We start from the raw sequence: 23263 nt of genomic DNA on the forward strand, positions 1-23263 counted from the left end.
TGCTTAATCACACACCAGGGAAAATCAGTTCTAAAGCTTGTAGAGAATCTTCCCAGTCAGCCCGTTCAAAGATGCCTTGCTGTAAAAACGCTTCCAGCTGTGGCCATAAGGCGATGGCTTTATCCAGCATTGGATCGCTGCCTTTGGCATACGCTCCCACGCTAACCAGATCGCGGTTACGCTGGAAGCTGGACAGCAACTGTTTAAAGTTGCGCACCCGTGCGTAGTGTTTTTCACTAATGAGCGCGGTCATGGCGCGGCTGATCGAGGCTTCAATATCGATGGCCGGATAGTGACCCGCCTCGGCCAGATGGCGGGACAGCACAATGTGGCCGTCCAGAATCGCGCGCGCGGAATCGGCAATCGGGTCCTGCTGGTCGTCACCCTCGGTCAGTACGGTATAAAACGCGGTAACTGAACCGCCGCCGTGAATACCGTTCCCGGCACGTTCAACCAGCGCCGGTAATTTGGCGAATACTGACGGCGGATAACCTTTGGTTGCCGGTGGTTCGCCGATCGCCAGGGCTATCTCACGTTGCGCCATCGCATAGCGGGTGAGGGAATCCATAATCAGCAATACGTGCTGTCCGCGATCGCGGAAATCTTCGGCGATGCGCGTGGCGTAGGCCGCGCCTTGCATACGTAACAGCGGCGAGACGTCTGCCGGAGCGGCAATCACCACCGAGCGTGCGCGACCGTCAGCGCCGAGAATATTTTCAATAAAATCTTTAACTTCACGGCCACGTTCGCCAATCAGGCCGACGACGATGACGTCGGCCTGGGTATAGCGCGCCATCATGCCGAGCAGGACGCTTTTACCGACGCCGGAACCTGCGAAAAGCCCCATACGCTGGCCGCGACCAACGGTTAATAACGCGTTGATGGGGCGTACGCCAGTATCCAGGACGTGTTCAATTGCGGTACGTTGCAGCGGGTTAAACGGTGGCGTAATCAGCGCGCCGGTTTCGGTGGTATCCGGGGCGGGCAGTCCGTCGAGCGGTTTGCCGCTACCGTCCAGCACACGACCCAGCAGAGCAGGGCCAAGCGGTAATTGCTTCCCGCTTTGCAGACCTTCTCCGGCAATGTTCTTCGCGTATACGCGTGCGCCGGGCAGAACGCTTTCGACCTCTTCGAGCGGCATCAGAAACAGACGTTGACCGTTAAAGCCTACGACTTCGCTTTCAACTTCCTGGGTTTCGTTGCCATCCTGACGTTCAATGACGCAGGTGGCACCCAGCGGCAGCTGTAACCCCGTAGCTTCCAGCACCAGCCCGGTTGCGCGGGTCAGACGACCGTAACGACGCACTGCAGGCAGCAGCGACATTTTCTCTTCGAAGTTGTCCAGCGTATTGAGCCAGCGAGTCAGGCGAGTGGTCATTACACGACTCCCGGCGCTGCCAGACGGCAGAGTTCTTGCCAGCGTGTGGCGACGCTGGCATCCAGATCGCCTTCGTCGGCTGAGACTTTACAACCGCCGTGATGCAGCGTGGGATCGCCGCGCAGCCGCCAGCCGTGCAGGCTGAGAGTGGCACCGAGCATCTCCTCAACACGCTGGAGATCGTCCGGATGTACGCGCAGCTGCGGTTTACCGCTAAACAGCGGTTCCTGTTGTAATAACTGTTGGATCTGCTTAATCAGCGCAGCGTTATCCACGATAGGCGTCTGACCAATCACCTGACGCGCAGCTTCCAGCGCCATTTGCATCAGGCGCGAGGCAATGACGCTGTCCAGTGCGTCCAGCGTATTCTGAAACTCGCTCACCAGTTGCTGCATACGGGCATGAATCGGCGCATGCTGCGCACGCGCCTGGTTCTGGCCTTGCTCCAGCCCCTGGCTCAGACCTTCCTGATAGCCTTGTTCATGACCCTTTTGTCGACCTTCCGCCAGCCCCGCGTTATACCCTTGCTCATGGGCCTGCATTTGCAGCTGTGCGAGCTGTTGTTCAAGCTGTTGCTCTGCGGAAAGCTCGGGTTCTTCCGTCTCTTCGGACAGCGGCGTTTCGCTGTGGTCGGCCAGCACGAACTCTGCCATCGGTGGGGCGAGATCGTCCGGAGTCCAGACTTTCCACGGCAGTTCGTTAGACATAGGTATCCTCGCCGCTGCCGATCACCATCTCGCCGGTTTCCGCCAGACGACGCACAATAAGCAGAATCGCTTTCTGTTCGTTTTCCACCTGCGACAAGCGCACCGGACCGCGGTTGGCAAGGTCGTCGCGCAGAATATCGGCAGCACGTTGCGACATGTTGCGCAGGAACTTCTCGCGTAGCGGCTGTTCGGCACCTTTCAGCGCAATCAGCAGCGATTCGGAATCCACTTCCTGCAGCAGACGCTGGATACTGCGATCGTCGACGTCCACCAGGTTTTCGAACAGGAACATCTCGTCGATAATTTTCTGCGCCAGTTCGCCGTCGAACTCGCGTACGGCGGTGATAACCGCTTCTTCCTGCTGGGTTTTCATCAGGTTGATAATTTCTGCCGCCGTTCTCACGCCGCCCATTTTGCTGCGCTTGAGGTTCTGGCCATCGAGCAGACCGTTCAGTACCTCGGTCAGTTCTGCCAGCGCGGCAGGCTGCACGCCGCCGAAGGTGGCGATACGCAGCATCACGTCGTGACGTAAACGCTCGTCGAACAGTGCCAGAATATCGGCGGCCTGGCCCCGTTTGAGGTGCACCAGAATGGTGGCGATAATCTGCGGATGCTCGTCGCGGATAAGGTCGGCGGCGCTTTGCGGCTCCATAAAGTTGAGCGTTTCAATGCCGCTGGTGGTATCGCGGGTTTCCAGAATATCTTCCAGCAGGCTGGAGGCGCGTTCCTCGCCCAGCGCTTTCACCAGCACGGAGCGCAGATATTCGTTGGCGTTGATATTCAGCGCGGCAAACTGTTCTGCTTCTTGCTCAAACTCGGCCAGCACTTCCGTCAACTGTTTGTTGGAGATCTGGCGTACGTTCGCCATCGCTGTACTCAGCGCCTGAACTTCGCGCGTGGAAAGGTGTTTAAACACCTCTGCCGCGCGATCTTCGCCAATGGTCATCAGCAGGATGACGCTTTTATCGGTACCGGTAAGGGCATTACTCATGATCGTTACTCATCCACTGGCGAATGACCAGCGCCACGACGCGCGGATCGTTATCTGACATTTCACGAATACGCTGGCTCATCACTTCTGCACCCAGACGCTGATTCGTACGACGCTGCTGGGTCTGTTCGTCTTTGCTGAGGCGAACTTCTACCGCTTCTTCGGTTTCCTGACGAATACGCGTTTGTTCTTGTACCGCTTTTGCTTCTTCGCTGCGGCGAACCAACTGCGGACGAACAGCCTTACGCCACAGGATCCAGGCAACAAGCAGAACCAGTAACCAACGGCCTGCGGTCATCAACTGATCAATAAAGAACGGCTGTTTCCAGAACGGCAACTCGCCCATGGAATCGTCGGTCGCCGTGAACGGAGAGTTCACCACGTTCAGGGTATCGCCACGTTTGTCGGAGAAGCCCATCGCTTCGCGGGTCAGGTCCTCAATCTGTTTCATCTGATCGGCGGTTAACGGCAGCGGTTTGCCGTCCGGCAACGTTTTATAGTTGACCACCACTGCAACCGAGAGACGCTGCACATCCCCGACGTTCATTTTGGTGTGGCGAATGGTACGGTCGACTTCATAATTGCTGGTTTCATTGCGCTGCGTACTGCGTGGTCCGGCATTATTGCTGTTATTTGCCGTCTGCGTGGTTTGCGCATTTTGCTGATTAGCCGGAGGGTTGGCGATTGGCGCGGTATTCGCCGGTGCTGGCTGATTAGACAATGCGCCCGGTACGCCGCCTGGCGCTCCGCTTCCGATCTGCTCGCTGACGTTTAACTGGCGTGAACGCAGCACGGCCTGGGAATCATCACCGTTTGGACGGTACTGTTCTTCGGTTTGCTCTTTATTAGCAAAATCCAGCTGGGCGGTGACCTGCGCATGTACGTTACCGTTGCCGACAATCGGCGACAGGATCGATTCGATACGACGTTGAACGCGGCCTTCGACATCGCTGGCGTATTTCAACTGCGCATCGTTAAGATCGCGGCTGCTGGTGTTCGACTGAGTTAACAGATGACCCGCCTGGTCGACCAGCGTAACGTTGCCCGGCGGTAACCCGGCGACAGCGCTGGAAACCAGATGCGTAACTGCACTGATCTGACCTTCATCCAGTGCACGGCCCGGTTCAAGGTTAACGGTCACGGAGGCTGAAGGCGCTTTTTGCTCACGCACAAACAGCGACGGTTTCGGCATTGCCAGATGCACGCGGGCGCGTTTTACCGGTCCCAGCGTTTCAATGGTACGGGCTAATTCACCTTCCAGCGCACGCTGGTAGTTGACCTGCTCGCTAAACTGGCTGATACCAAACTTTTCCTGATCCAGCAGTTCAAAACCAACGGCGCCGCCTTTCGGCAGGCCTTGCTGCGCCAGACGTAAGCGTAGTTCGTGGACTTTATCGGCAGGAACTTCTATAGCACCGCTTCCCTCTGTAAAACGATAGGGAACGTTCATCTGCGTCAGTTGGGTGACAATCGCGCCACCATCCTGATCGGAAAGATTGCTGAACAGCGTGCGATAGTCAGGCGCTTTGGCCCACAGGACCATCGCCACGATGATAGCGACGGCAGCGGCTCCCGCCACAATCAAAGGAATTCTGGGATTCGCGCGCAGGCGGTTTAACCACTCGAGAGGTTTAAGCTGGGTTGCAGTCGATGCTGTCGCACTCATCTCGCACCTCGTGGCTTATCGTGGACGGCGTTTTTTGCAAAGTGGAACAAGACTCACTCCCGGGTCAGCAAACTCGAAAAATTGACGGTCTCATTATTTGCGGTTTCGAATTTTTCTATGCGTTAAAAACCGTGGTTTTTTATCGTTATTTAACGCCTTTATCTTATTGACTAACTGGTAATCTCAGCTACGTAAAAAATCATCCAGGGGATCAGAATGTCGGCAATACAGGGGATTGAAGGGGTCATCAGCCAGTTACAGGCCACGGCGATGTCAGCAAAAATGCAGGATATGCAGCCACAACCGACCGTGAGTTTTGCCGGACAACTGCATGCGGCGTTAGACAGAATCAGCGATGTGCAAACCGCGTCCCGTACGCAGGCGGAGAAATTTACCCTGGGTGAGCCGGGTATTGCGTTAAATGATGTGATGACCGATATGCAAAAGGCGTCGGTATCGATGCAGATGGGTATTCAGGTGCGTAACAAACTGGTGTCGGCGTATCAGGAAGTGATGTCGATGCAGGTGTAGGGACAACGTGCTGGGAATGTTTGCCGGATAAGCGCAGTGCCATCCGGCAACCAGTTACTTCTGAATCAAATAGCGGATCGTTGGACCATCCTGCTGAATATCCAGCACCGTATAGCCGTGATTACGCGCATCCAGTGGTATATTGTTGATTGACTGCGGGCAATCGCTCACCACTTCCAGAATTTCACCTTTCTTCAATTGCGGCATCGCTTCCAGCGTGGCTACAGCCGGATATGGACACGGTTCGCCGACCATATCGAGGCGATAATCAGGCACGATATTTTTCATACAGACTCCTTGGCAGGCGTCAGCCCTGCGCGACGGAAGAAACGTTTTTCCCAGCCGATAATCAGCATCAGCGCAGCAAACAACAGCAGATAGGTCACCAGCAGACCGCCGAGCGGACCGAAGGTGTTGAGCAGATTCACTTTGTCCCAGTTTGTGGCAAGCGCGGGAGCAAAATCATCCCAGTAGTAGGCCAGAATGGTCGATCCAATAACGTTGCCAAGACCAACCCACCAGTAATGCACCTGGCCTTCGACGGCGCGATACATCCAGCCGGTTTCACATCCGCCCGCTAAAACGATGCCAAAGCCAAACAGCAAGCCGCCGATCACCGCATTTGGACCCGCCCACATGATTTTAGGCTCGACGCCCAGTTGCACGTAGCTAAAGATACCGATGGCGCTGACCGCCATCCCGAAGATGATCGCTTTTGCCATATGGGTGCGACCGGAAATCCACAGGTCGCGGAAGGCGGAGGTGAAGCAGATTTGCGCCCGTTCAATCAGCAGTCCGAACCCGACGCCGAACAGCATCGCCAGACCGAGCTTGGGGTTATCCATCGCCGTGAGTAGCGCCCAGCCGATCATGCCGATAAACACCAGCATGCCCAGGCGGAAACGGCGACGGGCCTGATCCGGCTTTTGCGTTAACGGCGAAGCGGCGGAGACTTTCTGCATTTTGACCGGAATACGGAACATTGGCAGCAGGGTAAAGCGTGCACCAAACCAGGAGCCAATAGCTGTGGCCAGCGCAAAAAACCAGGCGTGTAGCGAGAACTGCGGAATGCCGGTGAAGAATGCGGCCAGGTTACAGCCCATTGCCAGCCGTGCGCCGAATCCGGCGATTGCCCCGCCGACTATCGCCTGCATAATGCGCACTCGACTGCGCGGCATGCGTAACTTGACGTTGTTGGCCCACAGTGCGGCAGCAAAACAGCCGCCGAACATACCGAGGATCATCATTCCGTCGATGCGGGTCAGGGGCGAGCCTTCGAGATGGATCAGCTTGTAGTATCCCCACTCTTCGGCGTGCACACCAAACAGTTGCAGGATTTGACCACCCCAGCGGGTGAATTCACCGGTAACGGCCCAGAAGGTTCCCGTAATGCCGAAATAATAAGTGGAGAGAATACCCGCTGCGATGACCGCAGGGGCGGGGGCCCAAAATTTAATTAACCAGGCCTGTTTGAAGTGTTGCCATGACATGCGTTGTGCCTCTGAACTCAGAAGGTATGTAACAAGAAGTGTGGATACTACACCGTTCAGAATTTTTGACTATGAGTAATAAGAGGTAATACCGTCTGGATCAATCTTTCTCAACGCTGCCGAAAGGCTGGCGACATCAGGCCTTTAATGCCACAATCCCATTTTCTTCGCATGCAGGATGAATGATGAAAAAATTAGCAATCGTTGGTGTATTTCTGGCGCTTACCGGATGCGCCGAAGTAGAAAATTATAACGACGTGGTGAAAACGCCAGCGCCAGCCGGTCTGGAAGGATACTGGCAGTCAAAAGGTCCGCAACGCAGCCTGGTGAGTCCGGAAGCGATTGCCAGCCTGGTGATAACGAAAGAGGGCGATACGCTGGATTGTCGCCAGTGGCAGCGGGTGATCGCGCTGCCGGGGAAACTGACGATGCTCTCTGGCGATCTCACCAACGTGACGGTGAAACGCGAGCTGTACGAGATCGAGCGCGAAGGCAATACGCTGGAATATGACGGTATGACGCTGCAGCGGGTGGATCGCCCGACGCAGGAATGTGCTGACGCGTTAAAGAAAACGCCGCTGGCAACACCGCTGCCATAAGCCGTACGCCCCGGTAACCATCGGTCACCGGGGTTGAGCTTTACAACACGTCTTCAATCACCCACACGCTGACGCTCCCGCCGTTACAGAAAAACGTCGCTTCGCCGTTTTCATCGGTTACCACGCTTTCTTCACGATTTCCCAGATAGTCCCGCCAGGTTTTATTGCCATAATTGGCGCCGAGATTGATGGTCTTTTCTCCGTCATCGCCGTTAGACAACACCACCACACAGCCGGGATCCTCATCCGTACCGCTGCGGCTAAAAGCGATACAGTTAGGATGATCGAAAAAGAGCGTCTGTACCCCATGTGCGAAGCGCTGGCGTGCGAGGATCAGTTCATCAAGTTGTTCAATGATCGGCATGTCGATAGGATAGGTTTCGCCATCGCCGCCGGTGTCTTCGTAATGCGCTCCGTAGAGGTCAGGGTAAAATACCGACGGCACGCCGTTTTCGCGTAACAGGATCAGCGCATAGGCCAGCGGCTTAAACCACGGCTCGACGGGGGCTTCGAGTGCCTGCAAGGGTTGGGTGTCGTGATTGGCGACCAGCGTGACGGCATGAAAAGGGTCGGCCTCCACCAGAGTGTCGGTGAAAATCTGGCTCATGTCGTAATCGCGGCCCTGACGGGAGGCCTCGTGGAATTTCATCTGCAAAGGGGCGTCGAACAGCATGGTTTTCCCCTCCACCTGATTAATGTAGGTTTGCAGCTTGTCGACTTCGTGGGACCAGTATTCCGCCACAATAAACAGCGGCTTGGGTGCAACCTCCTGCACGTGCTCAATCCACTCTTTGTAAAACCATGCCGGAATATGTTTCACAGCATCTAAACGAAAACCGTCACACTGGGTTTGCTCCATTACCCAACGCGCCCAGTATTTGAGCTCCTCAGTCACCGCGTGATTGCGAAAATCAATGTTTTCGCCCATCAGATAATCAAAATTACCCAACTCATCATCGACCTGATCGTTCCAGCCTTCTCCGGTGTAATCGTTAACGATTTTAAAAATCCCGTCTTCGGTTGGATTCTCGATATGGTCAATGCCGCTGAAGCATTTAAAGTCCCAAATGAATTGCGAATACTGGCCAGCGCGGGCAGGGAAGGTATAGCGCGTCCAGCCTTCGCACTCGACAATCTCATCATCTATTTGCGTGCGATCTTCGGCGTTAACGCGCTGGACGCGGATCTTTTCTTTCTCATCAGCGCCCATTTTGTGGTTAACCACCACGTCCAGCAGTACGGCAATATCATTGTGCTTAAGTGCGTCAATCGCCGCCAGCAGCTGGTTTTTATCACCGTATTTGGTGGCGACGGTTCCCTTCTGGTCAAACTCGCCCAGGTCAAACAGATCGTACGAGTCGTAGCCAACGGAATAGCCGCCGGACGCGCCTTTATAAGCGGGGGGCAGCCATACCATATTGATGCCGATATCATTGAGTCCGCCTGCACGTTCGGCAAGCTCGGGCCAGAGTTGACCCCCATCAGGGTAATACCAGTGGAAGTACTGCAATAACGTGGGATTTTTCATCTTCCGTGCTCCAGAAGTCGTTTGGCCGACCTCTGGAGTATGGAAGATAATTCAGACGAGACGGGAAATTATTGTGGCGAGGTGGGGGCGTCGGGTACCAGCAGCATACCGGAAAGACGACCATAAGCGTTATTCAGCGTCTTTTGGCGTGTCGACTGGCCGATGAGGTTGCTGAGCTCATCCAGTCGCTGCTGCAACAACGTTTTGAGTAATTGTTCGTTATCCAGCGTTTGCTTAATATACCCGGCCACTAAGTCCTGAATACTTCGCGTAATGCCCGGTGGAGTTTGCTCTTCCATGACCACTTCAATACTTTGCAGATAGGTAACTTCCTGTTCCAGTAAAAGGTCCCATTCACCGCGCTGCGCCAGTTCCAGCAGCGAGTGACTGAGTAGCGCGATGCGCTGCCAACGGTTGATAAACTCCACGGCTGAGGTCATTAACGAGACTCCTGGGACGACGCTTTCGGTGAGATCTGTTTCCAGGCATCTGCAATGTTGCCGAGTAACTCTTCGACTTCTTCAATGGCCTGACAATCATTACGCAAGTTAGCTTGCAGTAAACGGCGGATCATATAGTCATACAGCGAGGACAGGTTGGTGGCGATTTCACCGCCAGTTTCCTGATCCAGGCCTGCTTTCAGACCATTGTCGATAATGTTAATGGCTTTACTTAACGCTTCACCTTTGGCGACGATATCGCCCTGTTGCATAAACAGGCGAGCTCGCACCAGGGCGCTGTTCGCGCCATCAAACAACATTTCGATCAGCTGATGCGGATTGGCGCTCATCACGCCACTCTCTATGCTGACCTGTGCATAGGCTTTGGTACCGCTCGCGGTATACATGCTTACCTCGTGTTATCAGGATTTATTCATCGCTGTAAATTGTTGGCCCAGGTAGGTACTGGTGTTATTCAGTTTGCTCATCATACTATCGAGCTGGGTAAACTGCGCCGTATAGCGCGCAACCATGTCGTCAATGCTGGCGCTGACTGACAGGTATTGTTTGGTCAGTTTTTTCAGCGTGGCGTTAATGGTGTCTTGCGCATTATCGATAATGCCGTCATCAGCCAGATAACTTTTCACTTCAGCGGCAATTTTGGTGGTGATACCGGTTTCTTTACCGTCGCCAGCCAACAACTCACGTACCGAAGCGGTGTTTTCGTCCAGCGCTTTTTTCAGTTTGGTGTCATCGATGGTCATCTTGCCGGTTTTGCCATCTTGCTTGATGCCAATTTCATTCAGCGTCTTAAAGGCGCCTTCGCTACCAGAGTTGGCAAACTGGGCGCGAATACCGGTCTGAATGGTACGTACCACGCTGTCGCCCACCAGAGCACCGTTATCCTTGTCCTGACCTTCCGCACCTGCGTCTACGGCTTTATATTTGGTCAGCGTATTAAAGGTATCAATCAGTGAGTTATAGGCATCCACCCAGCCTTTAATCGCTTCCGTGGCTTTCTCATTGCTTTTCGTGACGGTGACACGTGCGTCGGTGACTTTTTTGGTCAGTTCCAGCGTCACGCCCTGCGGGGCATCGGTGATTTTGTTACTCTGGCGTTCAATAGGGATCCCGTTCATGGTTAATTGAGAGTTTTGCGCAACTACTCGTTCATCCATTTTACCGGTACCGGTTTTGCTGTCGTAAGCCAGTAGATCGTTAAGCTTGCTGTCGCCGTCAACAGAGATAGTCATTTCGCTGTCCAGACCTTCGGCGGCGGTCAGCACCAGTTTAAACTCATCGTCTTTCACCTTGACGATACTGGCAGAAATCCCGCTGTCGGAATCGTTAATCGCCTTGCTGATATCGTCCAGCGTGGTTTTGTCCTGCGACAGTTTAATCTCCAGCGGCTCTTTCCGACCCGGCTGCTCAATTTTAATCGTGCGCGTGGCAGAACCGTCACCGAGAGCCTCTTTGTTTGAACCAACCGTTGCAGTACTTAAAGATTGCGCCTGCGCCAGCTGTGTAACGCTGATGGTATAAATCCCCGGTGCCGCGCCGGCTTCGGTGGTCACTTTCAGATCTTCAGTGCTGCTGGTCACATTACTGCTTCTGAACAGTTCAGGTTTATTTAACGCGGTATTGGCCGTCTGGAATTTTTCCAGCGCACTCTTCAGCGTACCGTAAGCCGTCAGACGGGCGGTATTGTCGGTTTGTTGCTGAGTGATTGGATTTAAACGTTTTTTCTCAGCGATAGTCAGGTTGTTTAGCAACGTGTCCAGTGGTAAGCCTGAGCCTACGCCTAATGATGTAAATGAAGCCATGCCCGATTCCTTGTGATTGCAAACAATTGTTAAGCGGGTTATCGGCAATCTGCGCGCAAAGTTTAATGATAGTTTTGTCAAAATAATGCGCGGAATAGTGGTGCATATAGAGGGTATTTCACGGACTAAGAAAAAAGAGAGCGGAAAGTAAAAATTTTCTAAAGTTCGAATTTAAGGTGCCGATACAAGGGTTACGGTGAGAAACCGTGGGCAACAGCCCAATAACATCGAGTTGTAATTGATAAGGAAAAGATCATGGCACAAGTCATCAATACAAACAGCCTGTCGCTGTTGACCCAGAACAACCTGAATAAATCTCAGTCTTCCCTGAGCTCCGCTATCGAGCGTCTGTCTTCCGGCTTGCGTATCAACAGCGCGAAAGACGATGCTGCTGGCCAGGCGATTGCAAACCGCTTCACCTCTAACATCAAAGGTCTGACTCAGGCGTCCCGTAACGCCAACGACGGTATCTCTATCGCACAGACCACTGAAGGTGCTCTGAACGAAATCAACAACAACCTGCAGCGTGTGCGTGAACTGTCCGTGCAGGCGGCGAATGGCTCTAACTCAGACTCCGATCTGAAATCTATTCAGGATGAAATTGATCAGCGTTTGAATGAAATCAATCGCGTTGCAGAACAAACTGATTTTAATGGTAAAAAAGTTTTAAGCCAGGATGGTCAGCTAACTATTCAGGTTGGCGCAAATGATGGTGAAACTATTACAATTGATTTGAAAAAAATTGATAAAACTGAACTGGGTCTAGATAAGTTAGATGTCAGCAAAGGTATTGCAACCACAGTCAAAGATGGCGCAAAATTAAAAGTAGATTTTGATGTAAAAATTGGTGATTTCAGTGATGCGGCTGCTACAAAATTAACCGCTAACCTTGCGTTAAAACAGGATAAAGCTGGTAATTATATAGTTTTTGATTCAGCAAACACTAAATATTATGATGCTACAGTTGATTCCGCTACTGGTAAAATTGATTTTGAATCTGGCGCAGGTAAGGAAACAACAAAAGATACATCGAAGCTTACTGATGTGACTTCTTTGTCTAAAGAAGTCACGGTTAATAGTGGGCTAGCTGATAACAAATCCTTAGTAAAATATAAAGGTACTGATGGTAAAGAACAGTATGCTGTGCAAACAGTTGATACTGCGGGAAATGCAACTTTCAAAGCAGCTGAATTTGCCCGAGATGGTAAAGTAACGGAAGGGGCCGATGTCAATCTGTCTGTTAATGTTGATCCATTATCAAAAATTGATGATGCACTGAAAACCGTTGATGCTTTCCGTAGTCAATTGGGTGCTGTTCAAAACCGTTTTGAATCTGCGATCACGAACTTGGGTAACACCGTCAACAACCTGTCTTCTGCCCGTAGCCGTATCGAAGACTCCGACTACGCGACCGAAGTGTCTAACATGTCTCGTGCGCAGATCCTGCAGCAGGCAGGTACTTCTGTACTGGCACAGGCTAACCAGACTACGCAAAACGTCCTCTCTTTACTGCGTTAATCCACCGATTGGGTTACATAGTAGTCAGAGATAATAAAGGCAGCGAAAGCTGCCTTTTTTCTATACTGGAGTCTGAAGAATGCAAGAAATTACCGTTACCGAACCGGCTTTTGTTAAGACCTTCCAATGCTCTGGAACACAATGCCGCGATCATTGTTGTAAAACATGGCGTATAACCCTGGATAGGTCAACGGTGAAAAAATATATTTCCAGTAAAGATGATCGTATCAGAAAAATCGCTAAGGAAAATATTATTCTCCTTAAAAAGGATATCGGTAATTGGGGATTAATCAAACTTAATGAAGATAGCGGGAACTGCCCTTATCTGACTGAGGACAGTCTGTGTCAGGTACAGAAAACGTTGGGTGCGAAGGCATTAAGTACAACATGTAAAACATTTCCGCGTAGTGAGCGTATCTACAAAAACGATGTAAGAAAAGCATTACATCTGTCGTGTCCGGAAGTAGCGAGTTTAGTCCTGACCGATCCCAATGCGATGGTTCTGAATGAGAGCACTAAAATTGTGCCTAATGCTTATACTGCACCGATGTTCTCTCAGCAACAAAAACTGCTTAATCTTTTCTGCCTGAGTCTTGTGGAACAGGCAGAGAGTGATGTGAATGTGGGGCTATATGCGCTTATAAAACTTATTTTATGCGTTAAGAAGTTTAATCAGATTGATAATGTGGCGCTGTCTGAAGTTGAGCAAATTTATCACGCGATTATGGCTCAGATACAGTCAGGTGAAATGCGAGAGGAGCTGTCGAAATTTTCTGCTGACAACAATGTTAAAGTCAATTTAGTGCTCTTGCTTCAGGATTATTTCCGCAGTCTTCCGGTAAGCCGCGCCAATGGTGTACTTAACTATTATATCCAGTGTCTTTTGAGAACATTGACCCTGGAAGAAAATCATTCTGTTGGTGAAGGGGTTGCTAAACTTGAGGCTACCTGGCAGAAGGTTTACGAACAACAGGATGAGGCTGGATTCGACCTTAAAAATTTTATTTTGTATAAAATTTGGGAAAACAACTTTCCCAATCAAAAGAACGTAGACCCGTTACGTTCTCTGTACATGATATGTGTCGAATACTATTTTATCAAAATACTGATTGCCGCGAGCGCCTACGAGAGAACGTATCTGGAGAAGGAGGATGCTATCAATATCGTCTATAGCTTCCATTCGCTAAGCCAGCATAATCCGACCGTGCATGAAAACTTCCATAAGCACATCGAGACCGTGCGCACAGGGGATGACCTGTCGATGATTCATCTCTTGACATAATTTTAACGGGGATGCGTTAAATCGCATCCCTCGCAAGCTAACCATTTGATTTATGTTTGATTATTTCTGATGCGAAATAACGCCATCAGCTACATAAGTGAAATAACCCTTCTTTTATAGCCTTATTCCTCCGATAGAACCCCCTGCAGAAACGGATAATCATGCCGATAACTCATTTAACGCAGGGCTGTTTATCGTGAATTCACTGTATACCGCTGAAGGTGTAATGGATAAACACTCGCTGTGGCAGCGTTATGTACCGTTGGTGCGTCACGAAGCATTGCGCCTTCAGGTGCGTTTGCCGGCGAGCGTAGAACTGGATGACCTGCTACAAGCGGGCGGCATCGGGTTATTGAATGCCGTTGACCGATATGACGCTTTGCAAGGAACGGCATTTACCACTTACGCAGTGCAGCGTATTCGTGGAGCAATGCTGGACGAACTACGTAGCCGGGATTGGGTGCCGCGTAGCGTTCGGCGTAATGCTCGCGAAGTGGCACAGGCGATGGGACAACTGGAGCAGGAATTAGGGCGCAACGCGACGGAAACCGAAGTGGCGGCGCGTCTGGCTATTCCTGTGCAAGAGTATCGTCAGATGTTGCTCGATACCAATAACAGCCAACTCTTCTCTTATGACGAGTGGCGGGAAGAGCATGGCGATAGTATTGAGCTGGTGACGGAAGAACATCAGCAGGAAAACCCGTTACAACAGCTTCTTGAGGGTAACCTCCGCCAGCGCGTGATGGACGCGATCGAGGCGTTGCCGGAGCGCGAAAAGCTGGTGTTAACGCTGTACTACCAGGAAGAGCTGAATCTGAAAGAGATTGGCGCGGTACTGGAAGTCGGGGAATCACGGGTCAGCCAGTTGCACAGTCAGGCCATCAAACGTCTACGCACCAAGCTGGGTAAGCTATAGGGGTACATCATTACCCCTGAACAATGCCGCATTACGAATTGACTACCAGGAGTTCTCATGACGGTGCAGCAATCAAAAAGACGGCCTCTAAGCCGCTACCTCAAAGATTTCAAACACAGCCAGACGCATTGCGCCCATTGCTTTAAGTTGCTCGACCGGATCACGCTGGTTCGTCGCGGGCAAATTGTGAATAAAATCGCCATCGCTCGACTGGACACTTTGTTGGATGAAGCCGAGTGGGAGCAGGAGAAAAAAGAGTGGGTGGCGCTGTGTCGTTTTTGCGGTGATTTGCATTGCAAAGAGCAGAGCGACTTTTTCGACATTATTGGATTTAAACAATTTTTGTTTGAGCAAACCGAAATGAGTCACGGCACAGTACGTGAATACGTTGTCCGCCTGCGTCGCCTCGGGAATCACCTGACCGAACAAAATATCTCTCATGACCTGCTGCAGGAAGGGTTCCTCGACGAAAACCTTGCCCCGTGGCTGCCGGAAACCAGCACCAACAATTACCGCATCGCCTTGCGTAAGTATGAGCAGTTTAAAGCCCATACCCATATGGGACATATGCAGAAATCCTCCTGGACAGCCAGTTCTGATATATATTAAAAACGAATAAGGTGTAACAGAGTCGTGTTTGTGGATCACGACAAACGCTCTACACTACAGTCATATACACGTCATCCTTCAAGCTGTCTCTGCGTTGGCTGCGCTTATTCACCCCAGTCACTTACTTTAGTAAGCTCCTGGGGATTCACTCGCTTGCCGCCTTGATACAACTCGAATGATTTTGTGAATAAATGATAGTCACTAATGACAATATTCGGGGTAACTATGAAATTAGCACTTCTGGGACGTCAGGCTCTGATGGGTGTAATGGCTGTTGCACTTGTCGCCGGAATGAGCGTAAAAACTTATGCAGATGAAGGTCTGTTAAATAAAGTTAAAGAGCGTGGCACGCTGCTGGTGGGCCTGGAAGGGACCTATCCCCCGTTTAGTTTTCAGGGCGACGACGGCAAGCTGACCGGTTTCGAAGTGGAGTTCGCTGAGGAACTGGCCAAGCACCTTGGGGTGAAAGCTAACCTGAAGCCGACCAAATGGGACGGTATGCTGGCCTCTCTTGATTCCAAGCGCATTGACGTGGTCATCAACCAGGTGACCATCTCTGACGAACGTAAGAAAAAATACGATTTCTCTACCCCGTATACGGTTTCTGGTATTCAGGCGCTGGTGAAAAAAGGCAATGAAGGCGTTATTAAGACCGCTGCCGATCTGAAAGGTAAAAAAGTCGGCGTTGGCCTGGGCACCAACTATGAAGAGTGGCTGCGCCAGAACGTGCAGGGCGTGGATATTCGTACCTATGATGATGACCCGACCAAATACCAGGATCTGCGTGTAGGCCGTATCGACGCCATTCTGGTTGACCGTCTGGCGGCGCTGGATCTGGTCAAGAAAACCAAGGATACGCTGGCTGTGACCGGTGAAGCATTCTCCCGCCAGGAGTCCGGCGTGGCGCTGCGCAAAGGCAATGAAGATCTGCTGAAAGCGGTTGATGCGGCCATTGCTGAAATGCAGAAAGACGGTACGCTGAAAGCGCTGTCTGAAAAATGGTTTGGAGCGGATGTGACGAAATAATCGGCATCCGATGAAAAAAGGCGCCTTTAACAGCGCCTTTTTTTATTTCATTGCGCCTGAGCGTGCATAATAAAAAGAACATCACAACAACGAATACCGGAGGCTGTATGCCGCTGCATAACTTAACGCGCTTTCCACGTCTGGAATTTATTGGCGCGCCAACGCCGCTCGAATATCTTCCACGCTTCTCCGACTACCTTGGGCGCGATATTTTCATCAAACGCGATGACGTCACGCCGATGGCCATGGGCGGCAATAAACTGCGTAAGCTGGAGTTTCTGGCGGCGGATGCGCTGCGTGAAGGGGCCGATACGTTGATAACCGCGGGTGCTATCCAGTCTAACCACGTTCGTCAGACGGCGGCGGTAGCGGCTAAGCTTGGCCTGCACTGCGTGGCGCTGTTGGAAAATCCGATTGGCACTACTGCGGAAAACTATCTCACCAATGGCAACCGTCTGCTGCTGGACCTGTTTAATACGCAGATCGAAATGTGCGATGCGCTGACCGACCCGAATGCGCAACTTCAGGAACTGGCGACGCGCATTGAAGCACAGGGCTTCCGCCCGTATGTGATCCCTGTTGGCGGTTCTAACTCCCTGGGCGCATTGGGTTATGTGGAAAGCGCGCTGGAAATCGCCCAGCAGTGTGAAGGGGCCGTTGCGCTTTCTTCCGTTGTGGTGGCATCGGGCAGCGCGGGAACGCACGCCGGGCTGGCCGTGGGCCTGGAACAACTGATGCCAGAGGTCGAGCTTATCGGCGTGACCGTCTCGCGCAGCGTCGCCGATCAAAAGCCCAAAGTTGTAACGTTGCAGCAGGATATTGCCCGCGAACTGGAACTGACGGCCTCGGCGGATATCCTGTTATGGGACGATTATTTTGCGCCGGGCTACGGTACGCCAAACGAAGAGGGCATGGAGGCGGTAAAACTGCTGGCGCGCCTGGAAGGCATTTTGTTGGATCCGGTGTATACCGGTAAGGCGATGGCGGGTTTGATTGACGGTATCAGCCAGAAACGCTTCAAAGACGAAGGCCCAATCCTCTTTATTCATACCGGTGGGGCACCTGCACTGTTTGCCTACCATCCTCACGTGTAACAACCAGGTCGAAAAACGCTAATGCATGAAAGTATCCAACTGGTAATTGATTCTCTGCCGTATCTGCTCAAAGGCGCGGTTTTTACGCTGCAACTGAGTATCGGCGGGATGTTTTTTGGCCTCGTGCTGGGGTTTATCCTGGCGTTGATGCGTCTGTCGCCGCTGTTGCCTGTGCGCTGGCTGGCGCGTTTTTATATCTCTATTTTTCGCGGAACACCGCTAATTGCCCAACTGTTCATGATCTATTACGGTCTGCCGCAGTTTGGTATTGAGCTTGATCCCATCCCGGCGGCGATGATTGGCTTGTCGCTGAATACGGCGGCCTACGCTGCGGAAACTCTGCGTGCGGCAATCTCTTCCATCGATAAAGGGCAGTGGGAGGCAGGTGCCAGTATTGGTATGACGCGCTGGCAGACCATGCGCCGGGCAATCCTGCCGCAGGCTGCGCGTGTTGCGTTGCCGCCGCTGAGCAACAGCTTTATCAGTCTGGTGAAAGATACCTCTTTGGCCGCCACTATTCAGGTACCGGAACTGTTCCGTCAGGCGCAGCTGATTACCTCGCGTACGTTGGAAGTCTTTACGATGTATCTGGCGGCCTCGTTGATTTACTGGGTGATGGCGACGGTGCTTTCTGCGCTGCAAAACTATTTTGAAGAACAACTGAACCGCCAGGAGAGAGAGCCGAAATGAGTGCTATCGAAGTCAGAAACCTGGTCAAAAAATTTCATGGGCAAACGGTGCTGCATGGGATCGATCTTGACGTCAAACCTGGTGAAGTAGTCGCGATTATCGGGCCGAGCGGATCGGGCAAAACCACGCTGCTGCGTAGCATTAATTTGCTGGAGCAACCGGAGGCGGGCACTATTAAAGTGGGTGAGATTACCATTGATACCGCGCGTTCGTTGACCCAGCAGAAAGGGCTGATTCGTCAGTTACGTCAGCACGTCGGTTTTGTGTTCCAGAACTTTAATTTGTTCCCGCATCGGACGGTGCTGGAAAACATTATTGAAGGGCCGGTGATAGTCAAAGGTGAACCAAAAGCTGAAGCGACAGCTCGTGCGCGTGAATTGCTGGCGAAAGTCGGGCTGGCGGGAAAAGAAACCAGCTATCCGCGGCGTTTATCGGGCGGACAGCAGCAGCGCGTTGCGATTGCCCGGGCGCTGGCGATGCGACCTGAGGTTATTCTTTTTGATGAACCGACCTCTGCGCTCGATCCGGAGCTGGTTGGCGAGGTACTTAATACCATCCGCCAACTGGCGCAGGAAAAACGCACCATGGTGATTGTGACGCATGAAATGAGCTTTGCTCGCGATGTTGCCGATAGAGCGATATTTATGGATCAAGGACGGATAGTGGAGCAGGGACCAGCAAAATCCTTATTCACGCATCCGCAGCAGCCGCGTACCCGCCAGTTTCTTGAGAAGTTTTTGATGCAATAAATAGTGCATATAGCACTCGTCGGAATTGTTTCTGGCGAGTGCTGTTCGCATAACTATTTATAATTATTGCTTTATTATTAATGCTTGAATCTGTTACTTCCTTCCACTGTTGAGTAATACTGAAGTAATTCTTCATTTGTCCGATAATTTGCATATATAAAATACATTTATGTGTTAGCTTGTTTCATATGTTTGGATGATTATCAATCTCAGGGGCATTACCACTTAGTATGCAGGATCATGATTTCTTCACCTGGCGACGGAGCATGCTGTTACGCTTTCAGGAAATGGCGACGGCAGAGGATGTCTATACGGAATTACAACAACAGACGCAGCACTTAGAGTTCGATTTTTACGCGCTCTGTGTTCGTCATCCGGTACCTTTTACCCGACCTAAAACGTCTCTTCATACGACCTATCCCAAAGCATGGGTGGCGCATTATCAGTCCGAAAATTATTTCGCCATTGATCCGGTGCTGAAACCTGAAAACTTCAGTCAGGGGCATTTACCCTGGAACGATACTCTGTTTCGCGATGCGCAACCTTTGTGGGACGCCGCACGCAATCACGGTTTACGCAAAGGGATGACGCAATGCCTATTGTTGCCGAATCGGGCGTTGGGTTTTTTATCGGTATCGCGTGCAAGTATCCGTAATAGTCGTTTTGCGAATGATGAAGTGGAGCTCAGGATGCAGCTTCTGGTGCGGGAAAGCCTGTCGGTGCTGACGCGACTGGAAGATGACATGGTCATGGCGCCAGAGATGCGCTTTAGCAAGCGGGAAAAGGAAATATTGAAATGGACGGCGGAGGGGAAGACCTCTTCAGAGATAGCCATCATTCTGTCGATTTCTGAAAATACCGTGAACTTCCATCAGAAGAATATGCAAAAGAAATTCAATGCACCAAACAAAACGCAGATAGCCTGTTATGCCGCGGCAACCGGGCTTATCTGAGTAAATTATCGTTCTGAGTGTCAGACGCAAAACCGGCTGAGAGCATTGCTATCAGCCGGTTTCTTTTTACTGGCGGTAAGCTTGTTTAATTTGCTTAACCGTGTTGGAAAATACCGCCGCCTGTGATTGATCTTCAATCAGCGCGAGCTGTTTTTCCATTTTAAGAATCACGCGGCCTGCATCGGCTTGACCCATTGCCTGCAGCATCAGCGTTAACATGGCTTTCAGGCAGGTGACTTCGTTGGCCAGTTCCTGGTTATTCTCAGCAGTGGAAAAGTCAGGCGTACTCATTTATTTTCCTCGTTATGTTTCAATGAAAAAGTGCGATGTCAAATCTTAAGGCGGCGGAGTATACCATAAGCGAGGCTAAAAATATCTGTGGTTGTTTTTTGCGCGGACCAATGTTGTGGACATTAAAATAAACAACATGTTGCAGTGCATATATTTTCTCCATATGTTGTTTATTTCGAGTATTTTCCTCGTTAATTATTGTTACAACTTTGACTGCCTATTTTGCATTCAGCGGGGGAATATGAATTTTTTGTCACTATTCTGAAACAGCTATGCAGATATAACCTTGGCAGAAGGCTGTCAGGACTGAAAGTTTCCACTCGTCGTACAATCTAATTTCCAAAAACGAGAGCAAAATCGAAAGTCGGGCGTTTTTTACATTTCAAAGTTGAGATAAAACCCGTTAACATAGGGCCGATTAACTATCGGTAGCGTTATCCCTATTCTGGAGATATTCCTTTGATCAACGTTTTTCTTGTTGATGACCACGAACTGGTGCGCGCAGGGATACGACGCATTCTGGAAGATATAAAAGGCATAAAAGTTGTCGGCGAAGCGTGCTGCGGTGAAGATGCGGTAAAATGGTGCCGCTCAAATTCCGTTGACGTTGTGCTGATGGATATGAATATGCCCGGTATTGGCGGTCTGGAAGCAACCCGCAAAATTGCGCGTTCCACGGCAGACATTAAAGTGATCATGCTGACGGTACACACCGAAAACCCATTACCTGCAAAAGTTATGCAGGCAGGTGCGGCAGGGTATCTCAGCAAAGGCGCCGCCCCCCAGGAAGTAGTGAGTGCCATTCGTTCGGTTTTTTCCGGGCAGCGTTATATTGCCTCCGATATCGCTCAGCAAATGGCGCTCAGCCAGATTGAGCCTGAGAAAACGGAAACCCCGTTTGCCAGTTTGTCTGAACGCGAGTTGCAGATTATGCTGATGATCACCAAAGGTCAGAAGGTCAATGAGATCTCAGAGCAACTGAATCTTAGTCCTAAAACGGTGAACAGCTATCGCTATCGAATGTTCAGTAAATTAAACATTCACGGCGATGTAGAGCTGACTCACCTGGCAATTCGCCATGGCCTGTGTAATGCGGAGACATTAACAAGCCAGTGACCGAGTTTGATGCCAAAGCGTTCCTGAAAACCGTGACCAGTCAGCCCGGCGTCTATCGTATGTATGATACCGCCGGGACGGTTATCTATGTCGGGAAAGCGAAAGACCTGAAAAAAAGGCTTTCCAGCTACTTCCGTAGTAATCTTGCGTCACGCAAGACCGAAGCGCTGGTCGCGCAAATCCAGCAGATTGATGTCACGGTAACGCACACTGAAACCGAAGCGTTATTGCTTGAGCACAACTACATCAAACTGTATCAGCCGCGCTATAACGTATTGCTGCGCGATGATAAATCCTACCCTTTTATATTCCTTAGCGGTGATACGCACCCGCGTCTGGCGATGCATCGCGGGGCAAAGCATGCCAAAGGCGAGTACTTTGGACCGTTCCCGAACGGTTATGCGGTGCGTGAAACGCTGGCGCTGTTGCAGAAAATATTCCCTATCCGCCAGTGCGAAAACAGCGTTTATCGCAACCGTTCTCGGCCTTGTCTGCAATATCAGATTGGCCGCTGTCTTGGTCCGTGTGTCGCGGGTCTGGTGAGTGAGGAAGAGTATGCGCAGCAGGTCGAGTATGTTCGTCTGTTCCTGTCCGGAAAAGACGATCAGGTATTAACGCAGCTGATCGCCCGCATGGAAAAGGCCAGCCAAAATCTCGAATTTGAAGAGGCTGCGCGCATTCGTGACCAAATCCAGGCCGTACGCCGCGTGACAGAAAAACAGTTTGTCTCTAATACCGGAGACGATCTGGACGTCATTGGCGTGGCGTTTGACGCCGGTATGGCCTGTGTGCACGTTCTGTTTATTCGCCAGGGTAAAGTGCTGGGCAGCCGCAGCTATTTCCCGAAAGTACCCGGTGGTACGGAACTCGGCGAGGTCGTCGAAACCTTTGTCGGGCAGTTTTATCTGCAGGGGAGCCAGATGCGTACCTTACCCGGGGAGATCCTGCTCGATTTTAATCTTAGCGATAAAACCCTGCTGGCAGACTCTCTGTCTGAACTGGCCGGACGGAAGATTAACGTGCAGACAAAACCGCGAGGGGATCGCGCGCGTTATCTGAAGCTGGCGCGAACCAACGCGGCAGTGGCACTCACCACGAAACTTTCTCAGCAGTCGACGATTACGCAACGTCTGACGGCGCTGGCCTCCGTATTGAAGTTACCCGCGGTGAAGCGTATGGAGTGCTTCGACATCAGCCATACGATGGGCGAGCAGACGGTAGCCTCCTGCGTGGTCTTTGATGCCAATGGCCCGCTGCGCGCAGAGTATCGCCGCTACAACATTACCGGCATTACGCCGGGTGATGATTATGCGGCGATGAATCAGGTTTTGCGTCGGCGTTACGGTAAGGCGATTGAAGAAAGTAAGATTCCGGACGTCATATTGATCGACGGCGGTAAAGGTCAGTTAGGGCAGGCGAAAGCCGTTTTTGCTGAGCTGGATGTTCCCTGGGACAAACAGCACCCACTCTTGCTGGGGGTGGCAAAAGGGGCCGATCGTAAAGCAGGCCTGGAAACGCTGTTCTTTGAGCCGGAAGGTGAGGGCTTTAGCCTGCCGCCGGATTCGCCTGCATTGCACGTTATCCAGCATATCCGCGATGAATCTCACGATCATGCGATTAGCGGGCATCGTAAAAAGCGTGCGAAAGTGAAAAGCACCAGCACGCTTGAGACTATCGAAGGTGTCGGGCCAAAGCGTCGCCAGATGTTGTTGAAATATATGGGAGGTTTGCAAGGTCTTCGTAACGCAAGTATCGAAGAAATTGCAAAAGTGCCGGGTATTTCGCAAGCTCTGGCAGAAAAGATCTTCTACTCGTTGAAACATTAGGCCCTCTGTAGCAACATAGGGGTAATTTCACTGACAACAG

Annotated in this window: 25 protein-coding genes; 13 read left to right on the plus strand and 12 right to left on the minus strand. The window is 51.4% G+C overall.

The window, feature by feature from the left end; all coding sequences use genetic code 11:
* Window positions 1–7 precede the first annotated feature (7 nt).
* From fliI to fliF, 4 genes are read right to left on the minus strand one after another with little or no spacing between them, the layout of a single operon-like run.
* Window positions 8–1378, minus strand: coding sequence for a flagellar protein export ATPase FliI (fliI, locus tag OGY33_RS16630; RefSeq protein ID WP_191238356.1), 1371 nt, complete (start codon window positions 1376–1378; stop codon window positions 8–10).
* Window positions 1378–2085 carry a flagellar assembly protein FliH gene (fliH, locus tag OGY33_RS16635; RefSeq protein ID WP_003834049.1) on the minus strand — a complete coding sequence of 236 codons (708 nt, stop codon included), beginning with the start codon at window positions 2083–2085 and terminating at the stop codon, window positions 1378–1380. Before fliH ends, fliI begins: the two co-directional genes overlap by 1 nt.
* The gene (gene fliG / locus OGY33_RS16640; protein WP_003030443.1) at window positions 2078–3076 is read right to left on the minus strand and encodes a flagellar motor switch protein FliG; all 999 of its coding nucleotides are present in this window, start codon (window positions 3074–3076) and stop codon (window positions 2078–2080) included. The genes fliH and fliG overlap by 8 nt, the downstream gene beginning before the upstream one ends.
* The gene (gene fliF / locus OGY33_RS16645) at window positions 3069–4742 is read right to left on the minus strand and encodes a flagellar basal-body MS-ring/collar protein FliF (protein WP_008785112.1); all 1674 of its coding nucleotides are present in this window, start codon (window positions 4740–4742) and stop codon (window positions 3069–3071) included. Before fliF ends, fliG begins: the two co-directional genes overlap by 8 nt.
* 216 nt (window positions 4743–4958) lie before the next feature.
* Between fliF and fliE the strand changes: the two genes are divergently transcribed.
* A complete protein-coding gene (gene fliE / locus OGY33_RS16650; RefSeq protein ID WP_003030448.1) occupies window positions 4959–5273 on the plus strand; it encodes a flagellar hook-basal body complex protein FliE in 315 nt (104 codons plus the stop codon).
* Between the two features lie 54 nt (window positions 5274–5327).
* Here the strand turns inward: fliE and yedF are convergent, their stop codons facing one another.
* Together yedF and yedE are read right to left on the minus strand one after the other, a co-directional pair.
* On the minus strand, window positions 5328–5561 hold the full coding sequence (gene yedF, locus OGY33_RS16655; RefSeq protein ID WP_000790504.1) for a sulfurtransferase-like selenium metabolism protein YedF: 234 nt from the start codon (window positions 5559–5561) through the stop codon (window positions 5328–5330).
* A complete protein-coding gene (gene yedE, locus OGY33_RS16660) occupies window positions 5558–6763 on the minus strand; it encodes a selenium metabolism membrane protein YedE/FdhT (RefSeq protein WP_048216063.1) in 1206 nt (401 codons plus the stop codon). Before yedE ends, yedF begins: the two co-directional genes overlap by 4 nt.
* Window positions 6764–6948: 185 nt before the next feature.
* Here yedE and yedD point away from each other — a divergent pair, with 185 nt between their 5' ends.
* Window positions 6949–7362 carry a lipoprotein YedD gene (gene yedD, locus OGY33_RS16665; RefSeq protein ID WP_003030454.1) on the plus strand — a complete coding sequence of 138 codons (414 nt, stop codon included), beginning with the start codon at window positions 6949–6951 and terminating at the stop codon, window positions 7360–7362.
* 40 nt (window positions 7363–7402) lie between these two features.
* On the opposite strand, the gene amyA is transcribed toward yedD, so the two are convergent.
* From amyA to fliD, 4 genes are all read right to left on the minus strand, one after another.
* Complete coding sequence (gene amyA / locus OGY33_RS16670; protein ID WP_048216064.1) at window positions 7403–8890, minus strand: alpha-amylase; 1488 nt, start codon at window positions 8888–8890, stop codon at window positions 7403–7405.
* Between the two features lie 68 nt (window positions 8891–8958).
* Window positions 8959–9330: a flagella biosynthesis regulatory protein FliT gene (gene fliT / locus OGY33_RS16675; protein ID WP_008785101.1), complete on the minus strand. Its 372-nt coding sequence runs from the start codon at window positions 9328–9330 to the stop codon at window positions 8959–8961.
* Window positions 9330–9737, minus strand: coding sequence for a flagellar export chaperone FliS (gene fliS / locus OGY33_RS16680; protein WP_048216065.1), 408 nt, complete (start codon window positions 9735–9737; stop codon window positions 9330–9332). The genes fliT and fliS overlap by 1 nt, the downstream gene beginning before the upstream one ends.
* 15 nt (window positions 9738–9752) lie before the next feature.
* Window positions 9753–11153: a flagellar filament capping protein FliD gene (gene fliD, locus OGY33_RS16685; RefSeq protein ID WP_191238357.1), complete on the minus strand. Its 1401-nt coding sequence runs from the start codon at window positions 11151–11153 to the stop codon at window positions 9753–9755.
* A 255-nt stretch (window positions 11154–11408) separates the two neighbouring features.
* On the opposite strand from fliD, the gene OGY33_RS16690 reads away from it, so the two are divergent.
* The 9 genes from OGY33_RS16690 to sdiA all read left to right on the plus strand — a co-directional run bounded on the left by OGY33_RS16690 (window position 11409) and on the right by sdiA (window position 19990).
* On the plus strand, window positions 11409–12671 hold the full coding sequence (locus tag OGY33_RS16690) for a FliC/FljB family flagellin (RefSeq protein WP_191238358.1): 1263 nt from the start codon (window positions 11409–11411) through the stop codon (window positions 12669–12671).
* 79 nt (window positions 12672–12750) lie between these two features.
* Complete coding sequence (fliB, locus tag OGY33_RS16695; protein WP_191238359.1) at window positions 12751–13953, plus strand: flagellin lysine-N-methylase; 1203 nt, start codon at window positions 12751–12753, stop codon at window positions 13951–13953.
* 196 nt (window positions 13954–14149) lie between these two features.
* The gene (locus OGY33_RS16700) at window positions 14150–14869 is read left to right on the plus strand and encodes an RNA polymerase sigma factor FliA (RefSeq protein ID WP_003030465.1); all 720 of its coding nucleotides are present in this window, start codon (window positions 14150–14152) and stop codon (window positions 14867–14869) included.
* A gap of 57 nt (window positions 14870–14926) precedes the next feature.
* Window positions 14927–15478 (plus strand): flagella biosynthesis regulatory protein FliZ, encoded by a 552-nt coding sequence (gene fliZ, locus OGY33_RS16705; protein WP_003030467.1) that lies wholly within the window; start codon window positions 14927–14929, stop codon window positions 15476–15478.
* A gap of 225 nt (window positions 15479–15703) precedes the next feature.
* A complete protein-coding gene (gene tcyJ / locus OGY33_RS16710; protein WP_003030469.1) occupies window positions 15704–16504 on the plus strand; it encodes a cystine ABC transporter substrate-binding protein in 801 nt (266 codons plus the stop codon).
* Window positions 16505–16611: 107 nt separating this feature from the next.
* On the plus strand, window positions 16612–17598 hold the full coding sequence (dcyD, locus tag OGY33_RS16715; RefSeq protein ID WP_191238360.1) for a D-cysteine desulfhydrase: 987 nt from the start codon (window positions 16612–16614) through the stop codon (window positions 17596–17598).
* Window positions 17599–17619: 21 nt separating this feature from the next.
* The gene (tcyL, locus tag OGY33_RS16720; RefSeq protein WP_003030474.1) at window positions 17620–18288 is read left to right on the plus strand and encodes a cystine ABC transporter permease; all 669 of its coding nucleotides are present in this window, start codon (window positions 17620–17622) and stop codon (window positions 18286–18288) included.
* A complete protein-coding gene (gene tcyN, locus OGY33_RS16725; protein ID WP_003030477.1) occupies window positions 18285–19037 on the plus strand; it encodes an L-cystine ABC transporter ATP-binding protein TcyN in 753 nt (250 codons plus the stop codon). The genes tcyL and tcyN overlap by 4 nt, the downstream gene beginning before the upstream one ends.
* A gap of 230 nt (window positions 19038–19267) precedes the next feature.
* A complete protein-coding gene (gene sdiA, locus OGY33_RS16730; RefSeq protein ID WP_103014249.1) occupies window positions 19268–19990 on the plus strand; it encodes a quorum-sensing transcriptional regulator SdiA in 723 nt (240 codons plus the stop codon).
* 66 nt (window positions 19991–20056) lie between these two features.
* Here the strand turns inward: sdiA and OGY33_RS16735 are convergent, their stop codons facing one another.
* Together OGY33_RS16735 and OGY33_RS24600 are read right to left on the minus strand one after the other, a co-directional pair.
* Entirely contained in the window at window positions 20057–20281 is a 225-nt protein-coding gene (locus tag OGY33_RS16735) for a DUF2594 family protein (protein ID WP_003030482.1), read from the minus strand.
* 19 nt (window positions 20282–20300) lie between these two features.
* On the minus strand, window positions 20301–20444 hold the full coding sequence (locus OGY33_RS24600; protein WP_418219448.1) for a hypothetical protein: 144 nt from the start codon (window positions 20442–20444) through the stop codon (window positions 20301–20303).
* A 296-nt stretch (window positions 20445–20740) separates the two neighbouring features.
* Between OGY33_RS24600 and uvrY the strand changes: the two genes are divergently transcribed.
* The gene (uvrY, locus tag OGY33_RS16740; protein ID WP_003834023.1) at window positions 20741–21397 is read left to right on the plus strand and encodes a UvrY/SirA/GacA family response regulator transcription factor; all 657 of its coding nucleotides are present in this window, start codon (window positions 20741–20743) and stop codon (window positions 21395–21397) included.
* Window positions 21394–23223 (plus strand): excinuclease ABC subunit UvrC, encoded by a 1830-nt coding sequence (gene uvrC / locus OGY33_RS16745; protein WP_079934683.1) that lies wholly within the window; start codon window positions 21394–21396, stop codon window positions 23221–23223. The genes uvrY and uvrC overlap by 4 nt, the downstream gene beginning before the upstream one ends.
* Window positions 23224–23263: the final 40 nt, after the last annotated feature.

Source organism: Citrobacter sp. Cpo032, assembly GCF_030332975.1.
Lineage (GTDB): Bacteria > Pseudomonadota > Gammaproteobacteria > Enterobacterales > Enterobacteriaceae > Citrobacter > Citrobacter portucalensis.